Annotated in this window: 17 protein-coding genes and 1 pseudogene; 10 read left to right on the top strand and 8 right to left on the bottom strand. The window is 40.3% G+C overall.

From position 1 onward, the window contains the following. From MSG95_RS06250 to MSG95_RS06240, 3 genes and pseudogenes are all read left to right on the top strand, one after another. Positions 1–626, top strand: a pseudogene (locus tag MSG95_RS06250) (IS256-like element ISAba26 family transposase); the annotation flags it as partial. 169 nt (positions 627–795) lie between these two features. Next, entirely contained in the window at positions 796–1863 is a 1068-nt protein-coding gene (locus MSG95_RS06245; RefSeq protein ID WP_004705801.1) for a DUF1176 domain-containing protein, read from the top strand. Between the two features lie 83 nt (positions 1864–1946). Further along, on the top strand, positions 1947–2465 hold the full coding sequence (locus tag MSG95_RS06240; protein ID WP_004705802.1) for a hypothetical protein: 519 nt from the start codon (positions 1947–1949) through the stop codon (positions 2463–2465). 78 nt (positions 2466–2543) lie between these two features. Here the strand turns inward: MSG95_RS06240 and MSG95_RS06235 are convergent, their stop codons facing one another. From MSG95_RS06235 to gatC, 5 genes are all read right to left on the bottom strand, one after another. After that, positions 2544–3122 (bottom strand): DJ-1/PfpI family protein, encoded by a 579-nt coding sequence (locus MSG95_RS06235; RefSeq protein WP_004705803.1) that lies wholly within the window; start codon positions 3120–3122, stop codon positions 2544–2546. 170 nt (positions 3123–3292) lie between these two features. Beyond that, a complete protein-coding gene (locus MSG95_RS06230) occupies positions 3293–3757 on the bottom strand; it encodes a hypothetical protein (protein WP_004705805.1) in 465 nt (154 codons plus the stop codon). 109 nt (positions 3758–3866) lie between these two features. Next, complete coding sequence (gene gatB, locus MSG95_RS06225; RefSeq protein WP_004705806.1) at positions 3867–5336, bottom strand: Asp-tRNA(Asn)/Glu-tRNA(Gln) amidotransferase subunit GatB; 1470 nt, start codon at positions 5334–5336, stop codon at positions 3867–3869. Next, the gene (gene gatA / locus MSG95_RS06220) at positions 5336–6814 is read right to left on the bottom strand and encodes an Asp-tRNA(Asn)/Glu-tRNA(Gln) amidotransferase subunit GatA (RefSeq protein WP_004705807.1); all 1479 of its coding nucleotides are present in this window, start codon (positions 6812–6814) and stop codon (positions 5336–5338) included. Before gatA ends, gatB begins: the two co-directional genes overlap by 1 nt. 53 nt (positions 6815–6867) lie before the next feature. Beyond that, positions 6868–7182, bottom strand: coding sequence for an Asp-tRNA(Asn)/Glu-tRNA(Gln) amidotransferase subunit GatC (gene gatC, locus MSG95_RS06215; RefSeq protein ID WP_000107699.1), 315 nt, complete (start codon positions 7180–7182; stop codon positions 6868–6870). A gap of 133 nt (positions 7183–7315) precedes the next feature. Between gatC and MSG95_RS06210 the strand changes: the two genes are divergently transcribed. The 6 genes from MSG95_RS06210 (at position 7316) to MSG95_RS06185 (ending at position 12139) form a co-directional block, all read left to right on the top strand. Continuing rightward, positions 7316–8356 (top strand): rod shape-determining protein, encoded by a 1041-nt coding sequence (locus MSG95_RS06210; RefSeq protein WP_000601379.1) that lies wholly within the window; start codon positions 7316–7318, stop codon positions 8354–8356. Between the two features lie 16 nt (positions 8357–8372). Then, positions 8373–9230, top strand: coding sequence for a rod shape-determining protein MreC (mreC, locus tag MSG95_RS06205; protein WP_004705808.1), 858 nt, complete (start codon positions 8373–8375; stop codon positions 9228–9230). Beyond that, positions 9217–9708 carry a rod shape-determining protein MreD gene (mreD, locus tag MSG95_RS06200; RefSeq protein ID WP_004705810.1) on the top strand — a complete coding sequence of 164 codons (492 nt, stop codon included), beginning with the start codon at positions 9217–9219 and terminating at the stop codon, positions 9706–9708. Before mreC ends, mreD begins: the two co-directional genes overlap by 14 nt. Further along, entirely contained in the window at positions 9696–10256 is a 561-nt protein-coding gene (locus MSG95_RS06195; RefSeq protein ID WP_004705811.1) for a Maf-like protein, read from the top strand. The genes mreD and MSG95_RS06195 overlap by 13 nt, the downstream gene beginning before the upstream one ends. Positions 10257–10369: 113 nt before the next feature. Beyond that, the gene (gene rng / locus MSG95_RS06190) at positions 10370–11824 is read left to right on the top strand and encodes a ribonuclease G (protein ID WP_004705812.1); all 1455 of its coding nucleotides are present in this window, start codon (positions 10370–10372) and stop codon (positions 11822–11824) included. A gap of 141 nt (positions 11825–11965) precedes the next feature. Next, on the top strand, positions 11966–12139 hold the full coding sequence (locus MSG95_RS06185; protein WP_002116397.1) for a PA1571 family protein: 174 nt from the start codon (positions 11966–11968) through the stop codon (positions 12137–12139). A gap of 29 nt (positions 12140–12168) precedes the next feature. Here MSG95_RS06185 and MSG95_RS06180 read toward each other — a convergent pair whose 3' ends face one another. Both MSG95_RS06180 and MSG95_RS06175 read right to left on the bottom strand, forming a co-directional pair. Further along, complete coding sequence (locus MSG95_RS06180) at positions 12169–13554, bottom strand: WS/DGAT/MGAT family O-acyltransferase (protein WP_151819255.1); 1386 nt, start codon at positions 13552–13554, stop codon at positions 12169–12171. Between the two features lie 172 nt (positions 13555–13726). After that, positions 13727–14461, bottom strand: coding sequence for a phosphoadenylyl-sulfate reductase (locus tag MSG95_RS06175; protein ID WP_004705815.1), 735 nt, complete (start codon positions 14459–14461; stop codon positions 13727–13729). Positions 14462–14645: 184 nt separating this feature from the next. Here MSG95_RS06175 and thrH point away from each other — a divergent pair, with 184 nt between their 5' ends. Next, complete coding sequence (gene thrH, locus MSG95_RS06170; protein ID WP_000406999.1) at positions 14646–15263, top strand: bifunctional phosphoserine phosphatase/homoserine phosphotransferase ThrH; 618 nt, start codon at positions 14646–14648, stop codon at positions 15261–15263. Positions 15264–15321: 58 nt separating this feature from the next. Here the strand turns inward: thrH and MSG95_RS06165 are convergent, their stop codons facing one another. Continuing rightward, entirely contained in the window at positions 15322–16821 is a 1500-nt protein-coding gene (locus tag MSG95_RS06165) for an outer membrane protein transport protein (RefSeq protein WP_324624622.1), read from the bottom strand. Positions 16822–16831 lie beyond the last annotated feature (10 nt).

Below are 16831 nucleotides of genomic sequence, written 5' to 3'. Positions count from 1 at the left end.
AAGAATTACTGGGTATGTGGATTGCTCAGACAGAAGGTGCCAAATTCTGGCTGTCAGTCATGACAGAGCTAAAAAATCGAGGAGTACAGGACATTCTTGTTGCCTGTGTAGATGGATTAAAAGGCTTCCCTGACGCGATAGCCTCTGTTTACCCTCATACTGATATTCAACTGTGTATCGTGCATGTTGTACGCAATAGCCTGAGATTTGTAAGCTGGAAAGACTACAAAGCTGTTACGTCGGGTCTGAAAGCGATTTATCAGGCAAGTACAGAGGAAAATGCTTTAAAATCCCTAGACATCTTCTGTGATCAATGGAATCACCAGTATCCCAAAATTGGAGAATCCTGGCGGGCCAATTGGGAAAATATCCGAACGATCTTTAGCTATCCAGCCGAAATACGTCATGCAATTTATACAACAAATGCGATTGAGTCGTTGAATAGCGTAATACGCCATTCAACGAAGAAAAGGAAAATCTTTTCATCTGATGACTCAGTAAAGAAGGTCATTTACTTAGCAACATCAAATGCTGCGAAGAAATGGACGATGCCAATTCAAAATTGGCGTTTAGCAATGAATTGGTTTACGATTCAGTTCGATGATCGATTAAAAGATCATTTATAAAAAATGGAACTTACACAAAATAATTTACAGGCTCAGTTTTTCATTTTTAGAAAGTAATCAATTTAAAATCTTATATAAATCTAACATATTCTTTTAAACTATAAGGTAATTCAAAATTGAATACTGTTTTTAACTTCATAATAAAAACAGACTTATAGAGATATGGAAAATGAAAAATATACTTTCAATTTGCTGCTTAGCGGCAATAAGTTCTTATAGTTTTGCTCAAGACATTAAAGGCATTTCATTTTCTCATCAAGAGTGGGAAATCTATTGTAGTAATACGGGTACTTGTAAGGCTGCTGGCTATCAAAATGAAGACAATGGTGATAATCCAGCTTCAATTTTAATAACGCGTAAAGCAGGGCCAAAACAACCTGTGCAAGTTGAGTTTGCTTTGTCTGACTATGAACAAAGCATGCCTGCAAATCAGCTTAAAAATATCCATTTTTATATCAATGGCAAAGATTTAGGGCTTGTGGTTGTAGATGGCACTGAGCTGCCAATTATGGGTAAACTAAGTAGCTTACAAACCAATGCTCTACTACAGCAATCTAAGCAAAAAACTGAAATTACATTTAAAAATGCGCAACATGAATGGAAAATTTCCGATGAAGGAATGACCGCTGTGTTATTAAAAATGGATGATTTTCAGAAGCGTATCGGGACCGTTGGTGCTTTAGTCAAAAAGGGCAGTGCCAATGAAAATCAAGTGCTGATGCCTGAGACAAAACTAGTTGTAAAACGTATTAAGACGGCAACCAAACCTTACTTAACTTTACAGCCAAAAAGTAAACAGTACCAAGCAATATACCGTAGTCTGATGGCAGCTAAACCGAATCCGAAAGAAGACGGCTTTTGCGAGGGAGTGTATGGCGGTAATAGTGATGGAGCTGAACCACAAGAAATTGACCTATATAAATTAACCAATAAGAAAGTTCTGGCGACTACATTGTGTTGGCGAGGAGCTTATAACGAAGGCTATGGGGCTTGGGTGCTCGATGAGTCTTTAAATGGTAAAGCAACTTTTGTGACCGAGTCTGCTTCAGATTTCGATAGCGGTATGATCAGCAGTTCTCAAAAGGGACGAGGCATAGGAGACTGCTGGGCAAGTGAAGAATGGGTGTGGGATGGCAAGAGCTTTGTGCATACTAAGGATATGTGGACAGGGATGTGTAAAGGCTTGGCAGCAGGTGGGGTGTGGGAGCTTGATCGAATAGAGTCTGTGGTGAAATAACTACTTTGCGGTTACAGAGTCATAACAGGTAACTTTGGTGACTCTGTGATAAAAAGAACAGATTGTTTATTGGAGCTAGACCTATGTCACGTCATCTTTACGCTATTGCTCGCCATAAGTTTTCACATCTGAGTCGTTCAATATGTGTGGCGGCGGCTGTACTAGGCACCACACAAATTGCAATGGCGGGTCCAACGGTCGATCAGCTCAGTGATTGTCTGGTTAAAGCTACAACAGCTTCAGATAAAACTACAGTGCTTCAGTGGACATTTACGGCTTTAGCAGCTCATCCCGATTTAAAAGCATTTAGTAATGTAACACCTGAGCAAAAAGACCAGTTAGACCAAAAACTGGCTCAGGTTTTACAACGCGTGATTGTAGAGCAATGTTCTACCCAAACTAAAGCTGTGATTAAGGCAGAAGGTGTTAAGGCAGTTGGAGAAGCTTTCCAACAGTTAGGTCAGAGTGCTGGTGAAGATATTGTTAAAGACCCAGCCGTTAAACAACAGTTGCAGGGCACATTACGCTATATCGACCTAAACAAATTGGTGACAACGTTTTTAACACCAGAGATTTGGAATAAGCTGGGAATTACAAGATAAAAATCTAGTTTTCTATTTTAACAATAAAGCCTGCTATTTAAGTGCAGGCTTTATTGTATACGGGATAAAGTGATTTATTTAGATCGTAATCGTAGCGCCTAAAACTTTCACAAATTGAGCTAACCAAGCTGGATGTGCAGGCCAAGCTGGTGCTGTCACCAAATGTCCATCTGTAACGGCTTCAGTCACAGCAATATCTGCATATTGACCACCTGCGAGTTTTACTTCGACAGCACATGCTGGATAAGCAGAACAGAGGCGGCCTTTTAAAATGTCAGCCGCTGCGAGTAACTGAGCGCCGTGACATACAGCTGCAATTGGTTTTTTCACTCGATCGAACTCCCGTACAATTTCGACAACGCGATCATTCATACGTAAATATTCTGGTGCACGACCACCCGGAATGACTAGGCCTACATAGTCTTCGGTATTAACGGCATCAAAATCATAGTTAATTGCAAAGTTGTGGCCTCGTTTTTCGCTATAAGTTTGTTCGCCTTCAAAATCATGAATAGCTGTCGCAATATGGTCACCGTTCTTTTTATTCGGGCAAACAGCATGTACGGCATAACCTAAACCTGTTAAGAACTGAAATGGAACCATAGTTTCATAATCTTCAGCATAGTCACCGACTAACATTAAAATCTTTTTAGACATGATTTATCCCTCTTTTTAAAATATAAGTGATTTCAATTTTTAATTTAAATTAGCACAGTCACTGAGCAATTCTTTAGAAAAAAGCCCATTCTTTAGTCGAAGAGTGTTTCGTAAGTGATATAAAAAAAGCCTCGATAAATAGAGGCTTTTAAATTTATGGGGTCTGCTTTTTATAACTCACAAGCTTTACCTTCATATTCACGACGGTTAAGAGTGTATTCCTTACCATTCCATCGATAAATAGGAAAACAGAAGCCTGTTCCCCCATTTTCAATATCAGGCCAGCCATCTTTGCCTTTAGTTTTCAAAAAGGTGGGAATGCCAGAGTCGCTAAATAGTTTTTTCCATTGACCATCTTTTTGCTGTGAAACTATATAATAGCCAACACCCGTATTGCCATAACACATAGTGCTACTATCTTGAATAACTGCATCTTTATGACCATCACCATTTAAATCTTTATAAATAATAATTTCACCAGTATCACAGTTACCTTTCCAGCCATGTTTTGTTTTTTTGAAATTTGCAGCTTTAAAAATAGATGCTACTTCACTCTTTGGGACTTGAACTGTTTGAGCAAAAAGTGTCGAGTTTATTAACAATAAAGAAGTCGTAATAAGTAATTTATTTGTCATGGATAACCTATCAGAATGGTTTTAGTTTAAAAATTATTTTGGATTGATTGAGTTTTTGAAATAGATAAAAACCCGCTCTAAAGCGGGTTTCTCTAAAAAATAGATTAGTTTAACCAATCAATTTTTTCATTAATTCATTTACTTGAGCAGGGTTAGCTTTACCCTTAGACGCTTTCATGACTTGACCAACAAGACCGTTAAAGGCTTTTTCTTTACCAGACTTGTACTCTTCAACCATTTTTTCATTGGCTGCAAGTACTTCTTTAATAATTGCTTCAATTGCACCAGTGTCGGTTTCTTGCTTTAAGCCTTTTTCCGCAATAATGTCATCGGCAGATTTACCTTCCGATTCCCACATAAAGCCAAAGACTTGTTTAGCAATTTTACCGCTAATGGTGTTGTCAACAATACGAGCAATCATGCCACCAAGCTGTTCAGCAGAAACAGGTGAGTCAGCCAAATCTAGGCCTGCTTTGTTTAAAGCACCTGAGAATTCGCCCATTACCCAGTTTGCAGACACTTTACCTTGTTTCGCACCGCCAGCAGCAGCCACAACAGCTTCATAAAAGTCTGCCATTTCGCGTGAGAGCGTAAGTACGTGAGCATCGTACTCAGTTACACCAAAGTCTGCGATAAAGCGTGCACGACGTGCAGCAGGAAGCTCTGGAAGTGCAGCGCGAGCAGCTTCGATTTGCTCATCTGCAATAATTACTGGTAATAAGTCTGGATCTGGGAAGTAGCGGTAATCGTTTGCTTCTTCTTTAGAACGCATTGAACGCGTTTCCATTTTGTTTGGATCAAACAAACGAGTTTCTTGGTCAATCTCACCGCCCCATTCCAAAATTTCCATTTGGCGTTCAATTTCAACATTGATCGCTTGCTCAATGAAACGGAATGAGTTGAGGTTTTTAAGCTCACAGCGTGTACCAAATGGTTGGCCCGGACGGCGTAAAGACACGTTACAGTCTGCACGGAATGAACCTTCCGCCATGTTACCGTCAGAGATACCTAACCAACGTACTAATGTGTGAATCGCTTTGATATAAGCAACCGCTTCTTCAACTGAACGCATGTCTGGTTCAGAAACGATTTCAAGTAAAGGTGTACCAGCACGGTTTAAGTCAATGCCAGACATGCCTTCAAATTGGTCGTGCACAGATTTACCAGCATCTTCTTCAAGGTGGGCACGAGTTACACCAATACGTTTAGTCGTACCATCTTCAAGTTGAATGTCAATGTGACCCAAGCCCACAATCGGGTTATCCATTTGGCTAATTTGATAGCCTTTTGGAGAGTCAGGGTAGAAGTAGTTTTTACGTGCAAACACAGATGCTTGGTCGATGTAAGCATCGATACCCAAACCAAAGCGAATAGCAAGATCAACTACTTTTTCATTCAAAACAGGCAATACACCCGGCATAGCCAAGTCTACAAGGCTCGCTTGTGTGTTTGGGTCTTGACCAAATTCAGTCGATGAACCAGAGAAAATTTTAGAATTGGTTGCAAGCTGAGTGTGAATCTCGATACCAATAACGACTTCCCAACCGTCAATCAATTTCAACTTTTGAGCTTCAGCCATTATGCATTCTCCTCAGCAATTGCCGCACGTTGAGTATGGAAATCGGTATTTTGTTGGTATTGATGAACAATCGACAATAATTGCGATTCTGACCAGTAGTTACCAATTAATTGTAAGCCTACAGGTAAGCTGTCTTTATCAAAACCAACAGGAGCATTAATCGCTGGTAAGCCTGCTAAGTTCACTGCAAGTGTATAGATATCGCCTAAATACATTTCAGTTGGACTTAAGTTCGCACCAATTTTATATGCAGTTGTTGGAGCAGCAGGAGCCGCAATCACATCCACATTTTCAAATGCTTTTAAAAAGTCTTGTTGAATTAAACGACGTACTTTTTGTGCTTTCACATAGTAAGCATCGTAATAACCTGCAGAAAGCGCGTATGTACCAATCAAAATACGACGTTGAACTTCTGGACCAAAGCCTTCTGAACGAGAACGCTTATAAAGATCCATCAAGTCTGCTGGGTTTTCACAGCGGTAGCCGTAACGAACGCCATCGTAACGTGACAAGTTAGAAGATGCTTCCGCTGGCGCAATCAGGTAATACGTCGGTACATAAGCTTCAGTCATGTTGAGATCGATCTCAACAAGGGTTGCACCCATTTCTTCAAGCTTTTTCAAAGACTCTTCAACACGTGCTTTAACGTCAGCATCTAAGCCTGCAACGTTAAAGTACTGTTTAGGAATACCAATGCGTAAACCCTTTACAGATGTGCCATTTAAATTTGCAACGTAGTCATCAACTTCCTTTTTAACCGAAGTTGAGTCTTTTGCATCGTGACCTGCCATTACATTCATGAGGTAAGCACAGTCTTCAGCAGAGCGTGCCATTGGACCCGCTTGGTCTAAAGATGATGCATAAGCAATGATCCCGAAACGAGATACACGACCATAGGTCGGTTTTAAGCCTGTTAAACCACAGAAAGAGGCAGGTTGACGAATTGAGCCACCTGTATCGGTACCTGTAGCAAAAGGTGCTAAATCAGCTGCTACAGCCGCAGCAGAGCCACCTGATGAACCACCAGGTACATGGTCAAGTGCCCAAGGGTTGCTTGTTGCACCAACATATGAGCTTTCAGAGGTTGAACCCATCGCAAACTCATCCATGTTCACTTTACCTAAAGTGACAAGACCAGCTGTTTTAGTTTTTTCAACAACAGTTGCATCGTAAGGAGAGATGAAGTTGTCTAGAATTTTTGAACCAGCAGTGGTTTTAATGCCTTTGGTACAAAAGATATCTTTATGAGCAAGTGGAATACCCGTTAAAGCAGTTGCATTACCCGCTTTTAAAGCTGCATCGGCTGCGTCGGCTTCAGCAAGCGCTTGTTCAGGTGTAACCGTCACGTAGCTTTTTACCAGTGGGTCAATTTTAGCAATACGTTTTAAATAGTGTTCAGTCAATTCGCGAGATGAAAACTTCGCTTGGCTTAAGCCTTCAGCAAGTTCACGAATTGATAAGCGATGTAAATCAGTCATGAGTAAAATTTCTTTACATTCAAAATTGGGAAGATGGATTAATTGACTAAAAGTTATTCAATCACGCGAGGGACAAGATACAAACCATCTTGAGTTGCAGGTGCAACAGCTTGGTATTCATCTCGATGATTACTTTCAGTTACCACATCAGCACGTAAAGGTTGAGGATTGTCAAAAGGACTCTTCAAAGGTTCTACGCCTTCCGTATCAATGCCTTTTAAGGTTTCCATCATGCCTAAAATTTTATTTAGACTTTGAGCATATTCAGCAGATTGCGTATCATTGAGCGACAATCGAGCAAGATTGGCGATTGCTGAAACTGTTTGTGCATTTAAATCTGCTGAATGCTGTGCATCCGATGTAGACATAACATCACCTAATCAGTATTAAAAATTTTCAAAATATCGTGCGTTATAATAAGCGATTGACTTGTTCAAATCATCACATTTAGTTTAAAGTTGCCACCTTGCATCCACATGAAAGTTTAACTGAGAACGAACCGTGATTCTAAAACGACTAATTGGCTTGTTTTCGCCGGATCTAGCCATTGATTTAGGTACAGCAAATACACTTATTTATGCACCAGGCCGCGGCATTATATTAAATGAACCAACAGTTGTGGCAATTCGTCACAGTGGTTCACAAAAAATTGTTGCTGCTGTAGGGCTGGATGCGAAACAAATGTTAGGCCGTACGCCTGCAAATATTTCTGCAATTCGTCCAATGAAAGACGGTGTAATTGCAGACTTTGAAGTGACTGAAACCATGCTGAATCAGTTCATTGGTAAAGTTCACGAAAAACGTTTGTTCCCACCTGCACCTCGTGTAGTTGTATGTGTACCATGTAAATCAACTTTGGTCGAGCGTCGTGCGATTCGTGAAGCCGTATTTAATGCGGGTGCCCGTGATGTGCGCTTAATTGAAGAGCCGATGGCGGCTGCAATTGGTGCGGGTATGCCAGTTGAACAAGCATGTGGTTCTATGGTTGTGGATGTTGGTGGTGGTACAACTGAAATTGCAATTATTTCATTGCAAGGTTGTGTCTATGCTGATTCTTTACGTATTGGTGGCGATGTATTTGATGAGCAAATCATTAATTATGTTCGTAAAGCTCACGGTTGCGTAATTGGTGAAACCACAGCTGAAATTATTAAGAAAGAAGTAGGTATGGCTGTTTCTGATGGTACGACATTAGAAATTGAAGTACGTGGTCGTAACCTTGCAGAAGGTGTGCCTCGTGCAATTACCGTAACTTCTGACGAAATTACTCAAGCGATTTCTGACCCATTACAAAGCATTGTAAGCGCGGTGAAATCAGCTCTTGAACAAACTCCTCCTGAACTTTCTTCAGATATTGCTGAGCGCGGTATTGTGTTGACAGGTGGTGGTGCGTTACTTCGCAACCTCGACAAATTATTAGCTCAAGAAACTGGTTTACCAGTTGTTGTGGCTGAAGATCCTCTTACTTGTGTAACCCGTGGTGGTGGTAAAGTATTAGAATTCTTCGACAACCCGAACCATGACATGCTTTTCGTCGGTTAAGTTTAAGGATTAGGCGGTGCAACCGAATATTTTTTCAAGACAGCCGCCATCTTTCCGCTCGTTCATTATTGCGGTCATTACATGCTTGGTTGTGCTTTTCTTTGATTGGCGTATGCCTTATGTAATTCAGCCAGCAAGGGATGTCTTGTACGCTGCATATAACCCAATTTATGCGCTTGCAAGTTATCCGGTACTGTCGAGAGAATGGCTGAATCAACAAACTAAATCTGAAACACAACTGCGCCGTGAAAACACTGCAATGCAGGCTGAGCTGTTACAGGCTCAGGTTCGTTTGCAGAAGCTGTCAGAGCTGTCTGCTGAAAATACCCGATTACGCGGCTTACTTGATACACCATTAATTATTGATGGTCGTATGGAAATTGCTGAAGTAATTGGAACAGATGCCGATCCGCTCCGTCATATCATCATTATTAACCGGGGTTCAATGGATCATCTTAAGGTTGGTCAAACGGTTCTAGATGATAAAGGGATTATGGGGCAAATTATTAATGTGTACCCTCATAGTTCACGTGTGATGTTACTTTCTGATAAAGAGCATTCACTATCTGTTCGTCTAGAGCGTACAGGTATGCGGGCGATTGTTTCTGGTACTGGCGATTTAGGTCGCTTGAAAATGGAATATGTTCCAACCAGTGCAAATATTCAGGTTGGCGATAAAGTCCTGAGTTCTGGCTTAGGTGAGCATTTTCCAGCAGGTTACGCAGTGGGTACAGTAGCTAAAATACGCCGTCATAATTCAGGTGAATTTGCGGAAATTGATATTACTCCAGCTGCTCAGCTCGCAACAGGGCATCATGTTATTGTACTTTTCTCAGACTCATTAGCGAAGGAGCAGCCATATGCCGATCGCTAAATTGAAACGTGAGAAGCGTAATGATCCATTATGGGTAATTATACTCTCTGTAATCGTGGGTTCAGTACTCATGGTTTACCCATTATCCTACGATATTTCTGGCTGGCGACCATTGTTCATGCTTATGATCATGTTGTTTTGGGTCGTTTGCCAACCAACATGGTGTGGAGTATGGTTTGCATTTGGTATGGGGCTTTTTACAGACTTACTACTTGATGCTCCATTAGGACTAAATGCACTGAGCTTTGTTATTGTTACCTTTGTTACCCGGTTTTTAATACGCGAGCGTCGTATTTTGACTTTCGGTAATTTATGGACAATTGCCACTTTGGTTATTATTGCTCATTTAGCCTTTATGTGGGTGACCCAAACCATGGGAGGTACTCACTTCTCAATTGCTCGCCATTGGCAACCATTAATGACCAGTGTTCTAACTTGGCCAGTAGTTTATTATTGTTTAGCAAAATGGCGCATTTAGTTTTAGCTTCCAGTTCTCCGCGTCGGAGAGAGCTGTTGCAGCAGTTGGGTTTAGATTTTGAAATTTATAGCCCTGATATTGATGAATCTGTTCATGACGGTGAGCTGGTTTATCAATATGTTGAGCGTTTAGCTAGAGAAAAAGCCCAAGCCGTATTAAATATTTTTCCAGATGCCGTGGTTATTGCGGCCGATACAAGTCTTGGGCTTGATGGTCAGATTATTGGTAAACCTGACTCAAAACAGCATGCTTTTGAAATTTGGAAACAATTATCTGGTCGTTGGCATGATGTGTTTTCCGGAATTTGTATTGCGACACAGCAACAAATCTTGAGTCAGGTGGTGCAAACACAAGTTGAATTTGCGGCCTTAACTACACAAGATATGGAAGACTATTGGGCCACAGGAGAACCTGTAGGGAAGGCCGGTGCGTATGCAATTCAAGGAATTGCTTCGCAATATATTCCCAAAATTCAAGGAAGTTATAGTAATGTGGTAGGACTTCCTTTGTACGAATTTTCACAGTTATTCAAAAGAGTGAAGACATAAGGGGTTGTTGATAATTCTTGATTGAATTGCATTGTCGATGAATAGTGGACAAAGCTACGTTAACAGTCTCTCTGACTCTTTAATAAAAATTTTATAATGCTTTGAGTTTATGTATGTCAGAAGAACTACTTATTAATGTCACGCCTATGGAGTGTCGGGTGGCATTAATCGAAAATGGAACTGTTAATGAGCTGTATGTAGAACGTACAGTTAAACGTGGTTTGGTCGGTAATATCTACAAAGGTAAAGTTGTTCGTGTACTGCCTGGTATGCAAGCGGCTTTTGTTGATATCGGTTTATCTAGAACAGCCTTTTTACATATTAATGATATGGTTTGGCCTCGTTCTCAACCAACTCCTAACGTTTTTGAATTACTTCATCCAGGACAAACGCTTACCGTTCAGGTTATGAAAGATATGCTGGGTACAAAAGGTGCCCGCCTGAGTACTGATCTTTCAATTCCTTCTCGCTATTTAGTTCTCATGCCATATGGTAATCATATCGGGGTTTCTCAGCGTATTGAGTCAGAAGAAGAACGTGAGCGCTTACGTAATATCATCGAAGGTATTCAGGCAGAGCACAATCTACCGGGGAGTGTGATTGTACGTACTGCTGCTGAAGGCGTAGATGATGCTGAGATTGCGCAGGATATGTGTTACCTCAGTAAGTTATGGGAATACATTCAGCGTAAGCAAGTTGACGTTGCAGTACCTTCCTTAATTTTTGAAGAATTACCGCTACCACAACGAATTATTCGTGATTTAGCAAGTGAAGAAACTGCAAAAATTTATGTCGACTCGAGAGAGATTCATGGAAAACTCCGTGAATTTGTAGATGAGTTTGTACCGAATATGCAAAGTCGCCTGATTCATTATCCAGGTGAACGCCCATTATTCGATCTTTATAACGTTGAAGAAGATATTCAAAAAGCGTTACAAACCCGTGTTGCTCTAAAGTCTGGTGGTTATCTAATGATTGACCAGACTGAAGCCATGACGACCATTGATGTGAATACTGGTTCTTATGTCGGTGGTCGTAGTCTGGAAGACACAGTCTTTAAGACGAATATGGAAGCGACTCAGGTTATTGCACGTCAGCTCAGACTTAGAAATCTGGGCGGTATCATCATTATTGATTTTATTGACATGCAAGAAGCCATTCACCGTGAAGAGGTGATGCGTCAATTTGAAAAAATGCTTGAACGCGATCATGCGAAAACCAAAATTACTCAGGTATCTGAACTTGGTTTGGTAGAAATGACGCGTAAACGGACGCGAGAATCACTCGAGCACTTGTTATGTGAGTCGTGTCCAACGTGTCAAGGACGTGGTTTTGTCAAAACAGCAGAGACAGTATGTTACGAAATATTTCGTGAGATATTACGTTATACCCGTGCTTTCGAGTCTACGAGTGGCTTTACTGTTGTTGCGCATCCATCGGTGATTGACCGATTATTAACTGCAGAAGCCCCAGCAGTGGCTGATTTAGAGCATTTTATCAACAGAGTTATTAAATTTCAGGTTGAAAATTTATATACGCAAGAGCAATACGATATCATTTTAAGTTAAAGTTGTAACAAGATATCGCTTAATCCTTGTTACAACTGAAATTTTACTTTCATTCATGAATTTTAAATACTACTTACATACAGTAGCCCTAGACGTTCTCCCTATTTAAAACGTCTTAGCAAACAATAAGAGGTATAACCCATGAATGTAAGTGAAAACTTAATTAGCAACGGTCTTAAACATGTTTTAGAAAGCACGCCAGTAAATAGCTGCTATATGTTGAATGACCAAGGTAAAGAAGTACCGATCACAACTGCAATGATTCGTTCAGTATGTCATCAGTTACTTAATCAGTGCCGCACAATTAAAAAATAAGGGGCCATTTCAAAGCCCCTTAGTTTTTCTTAACCAACCGAATGATGTTTTAGTTGTTTCTCTTCAATAATCTCTTCAAAACGTTGAATCTCGTTTTCAAGATGAGTCAGAAGGTTTTGCATTTTAGGTAAAGCATTTCGACATGCTGTTAAACCTACTTCAAGCTTATCTAGATAGCTCGTCATCGTAATATTGAGTGCTTGCCCGTCCATGACAATAGAAGCTGGGTAAAGCGCATCTAATTTCGCACCATTCCAATAAAGTGGCTCACGTGGACCTGGTACATTAGAAATCACTAAATTAAACGCTTGGCGCTTAGGAAGCATCCCAGACATGATGTTTAGACCTGCCGGACCATAAACCACAGCACTATAGTTTAAAATCTCATTTGCAGTCATGCGGCTAAAGCGTTGCTTCGAATTTTGCATACTACGACGAATAATTTCGAGTCGTTCTAAAGGCTGATCTTTATGAGTCCCCAAATTCGCTAGAATCATCGTAATGCGATTACTCACATCAGAGTCATCTGTGCGCAGTGAAGCAGGGACCATGGCAATAAGAGGCTTTTTAGGCAAACTGTTATGACTAATCAGGTATTCACGTAACGCACCTGAACATACAGCAAGCACAACATCATTGATGGTCACACCAAGGGCTTTAGAAATCTTTCTAAGACGACTTAATTCAAATGATTGAGCTGCAAAGCGACGTGAAGCACTTACACGCTGATTTAAAATTGAAACTGGAGCTTGAAAAGTCGATACATAGTCGGGATTTTTCCCCATCTCTTTAAAAATGGTTTGTGATAACTCATGCATGACTTTAGGTGTAACTTCAAGTTGTGACTTGATGCCTCCCAAAATACTTTTGATTTTACTGGTACTTGGTTTTGGCACTTTTAAGCGCTTTGTTCTTTTACTTTCTACACACCAAAGGGGAACTACATGTTTTTCTTGTGGGGTCTTAGATAGAGACTTTTCAATTAAACGCATACCCGCAACGCCATCTACCATGGCATGATGAATCTTAAAGTACATCGCGAAACGATTACCTTCGATTCCTTCAATAATGTCGCACGTCCAAAGCGGTTTTGCTCGGTCAATTAAAGAACTATGCTGCTGCGAAATATAAACCAGTAACTCACGGATTCGACCAGGATGAGGCAGAGCAATATGGCGGAAATGGTGATCAATATCGAACTCTTCGTCTTCATCCCAAAATAAACCATTTAAACGGTTATTGAAGGGAGGGACAGGAATACTTTTTGATTGGCGAATTTCTTCTACTAAATCACGAACAAAAGTTTCAGGGGCATTTTCAGGAATTTCAAATAAAAACAATCCGCCAACATGCATCGGTTGTTGTCTTTTTTCTAGTGATAGAAAAATAAAATCAATAGGGTGTAATGGACGCATAACTTGTTGTGCCTCATGCTTTTTTCTAAGAAGCCCTTAACTGAGCTCTTATTAGAATTATAGAACCGTAAAATTTAGTATATAGCGTTTATTACAGATTAAATATGACTTTGTGTACGAGATATAACTGTAAAAAAAACCACTGATTCATCAGTGGTTTTTTTATACCAGACTATTTTTTTAAGTTGCCTGCATGTAAGCCACATTCTTTTTGCGTTGCTTCTTCCCACCACCAGCGGCCTTCGCGTTCATGCTGGTTTGGAAGTACCGCACGAGTACATGGTTCACAACCAATAGAAACAAAACCACGCTCATGTAAAGGATTATATGGAATTTCCATCATACGGATATAACTCCATACTTCAGCGCTAGACCAGTTCGCAAGCGGATTATATTTAATGAGTTGTTTGTCTGGACCAGAGAAACCTACGTCAGCTTGTACGACAGGAATTTCGGTACGTGTACCCGGACTTTGATCTTTACGCTGGCCTGTAATCCAGCCATCTAAGGTTGCAAGTTTTTTACGCAAAGGCTGAACTTTTCGAATACCACAGCATTCTTGGTGCCCATCTTTAAAGAAGCTAAATAAGCCTTTTTCATTCACCATGCTTTGCACAGCTTCAGATTCAGGAAAGCAAATTTCGATATTAATATTGTAATGCTTACGAACAGTTTCAATAAATTGATATGTTTCAGCATGCAAGCGTCCGGTATCAAGGCTAAAAACACGGAAAGGTTTGCCTAAACGTGAAGCCATATCAATTAAGACGACGTCTTCTGCACCTGAGAATGAAATTGCGATTTCACCTTGTTGGCTTAATGCAAGTTCTAAGATCTCGCGTGGGCTTTTAGCTGCATATTCAGCTGCGAGAGCATCAACAATATCAATAGTCGGAATAACGGTCATGGGTGTTCCTGGCAAAAGGCTTGGGCGCATTGAGTTATGAAAAATATTCTAAAGGATAGTAAATAAATTGCTTAGCACTTTAATTTCAATCCTTATGAATAAAATTGATTTGATCAATAACAACGCAAAACTGAAAATCTTAATGGTATGATACAGCAATTTTTAACCAACGTTGGAAGCATTCATGGAAATCGTATGCCTAGATCTTGAAGGGGTTTTAGTTCCTGAAATCTGGATCAATTTCGCAAAAAAAACAGGGATTAAAGAACTAGAAGCAACAACTCGTGATATTCCGGATTATGATGTTTTAATGACTCAGCGTCTGAATATCTTAAAACAACATGGTTTAGGCCTAAATGACATTCAAGAAGTGATTGCTGAGATGGGGCCATTACCAGGTGCCAAAGAGTTTGTTGAATGGGTAAGTACTCATTTCCAACTTGTGATTTTGTCAGATACCTTCTATGAGTTTGCTCATCCTCTAATGAAGCAATTAGGGTGGCCAACAATTTTCTGTCATAAGTTAGAGACAGATGACGAAGGAATGATCACTGCTTATAAACTACGTCAACCAGATCAAAAACGTGAGTCTGTTAAAGCACTTCACGGTTTAAATTTCCGTGTAATCGCGGCAGGGGATTCATATAACGACACAACCATGCTTGGTGAAGCTGATCATGGCTTCTTATTTGATGCACCTGCAAATGTGATTGCTGAGTTCCCTCAGTTCCCAGCAATTCATGGCTATGATGCATTAAAAGAAGCAATCCGTTCAGTTTCGCAGCGTAATATTCCTGCTTAAGAATGGACAATAAAAAAGGCGCTTTAAGCGCCTTTTTTATATGTGATAATTTTTGGGCTTAGAATTTATAACCAAGTTTTAAGCCATAAGCGATCGCGTTGTTGTCTGAGAACTCTGCAACATATTGATCGGTACCAGCTTGTGCACCAGTTTGTGCTTTAGCATCACCCAACCAGAAGTATTTTACACCACCGGCAATGAAAGTTTGTGGAGTAGGGCTATATTGAACACCTAAACCTACTTTCCAGTAACCTTCCGTTGGGCCTAATGTGGTTACAGGGTTTCCTGCACCAGAGTCCCAACCTACAGAGACATTACCTGCCCATTTTTCATTAAGCTTACGACCTACACCAGCATTCACCGTCCATTGATCATCAGCATATTCAACTAAGTTAAAGCCATTTGGACGTCCAACAAGAGGTCCAACAACTTGTGAAAGTTGGCCAAATTTGTATGGTTGAATCGCGAAATCTTTCCAGTTCACCCAACGTACGTTAGCAAACGCAACAGTATTAGCCATGATACCTGTCTGGAAATCAAAGTTTACTGATTGAGGTGTCGTGATTTTTGTGTCAGCTGAGCTATTTGCAATTGCAGCAGCTGCGGCATCTTGTCCTAAAAGTGATAAAGCTGGAAGGGTAGGGATTTTTTCGCGAATATTTACATCGTGATCGATTTCAGAACGATAAGTCACAGAAGCTTTAAGGGCAATTTCAGGAATTTGATAAGCAACACCAGCTAACCAACCAGCTCCACCTGTTTCTTTAATGTCAGCATCGTAGCCATTATAAATACTATAAGCTTGTCCGCGTAAACTTACATTGCCTTTAATTGTCTGATAGACACCACCTGCATAGATGTTCCAGTTTTGAGTCGGTTGGAAACCAAATACAAAAGATAAGTTTTGAGTATCAACTTTAACTTTTGTAGCACCAGTTCCAAGTAAACCATTCACTTGCTTCAAACCTGCATCTACTTGTGCAGCAACACCTTGTTTTACACCTGCATCAATAACAGCTTTAGTTGTTGGGTCATTATTGTATGCATTTAGAGTTGCAGCAAATTGTGCTTGACCTGCTGGAGTAGATAAGTTAACACCTTGTGCTTGAAGTGCTGCACCAACACGTTGATTTGCTGTTAAATTATTAAAAGCTGTATTAATAGTGTTTGTGCGGATACTATCTAGGGCTGCTGGAGCTAAAATAGTATTAGATGGGTCAGAGACAAATACATTTTGACCACTATATTCAGCATTAGCTCCAAATGGTTGGTCGTAGAGTAAACCAAAAGAAAATTTATCGTTGAGTTGTAATTTTAGTGCGGCATTTGGAAAATAATAATCATTAGCCATATCACCAATATCGCGACGAGTTGCGCTTGATCCTGCTTCTTTACCCTCTACAGTTGGGTCTAAAACAGAAATACCCGCTTCAAAGTAGTTACCTGGTTGTAAGAATGCAGACATTGACTGTCCAGAGCGATCCAAAGCTGCTGCGAAAACCCCAGTTGCAGGCAGCGTTGCCAAAATCATTGCAGTGCTCAGATGTTTTAATTTCATTTTAATCTTT

The organism is Acinetobacter sp. IK23, from assembly GCF_035615275.1.
GTDB lineage: Bacteria > Pseudomonadota > Gammaproteobacteria > Pseudomonadales > Moraxellaceae > Acinetobacter > Acinetobacter seifertii.
Note: the sequence above shows the minus strand (reverse complement) of the source record. Positions and strands in the feature narration are given on the sequence as shown.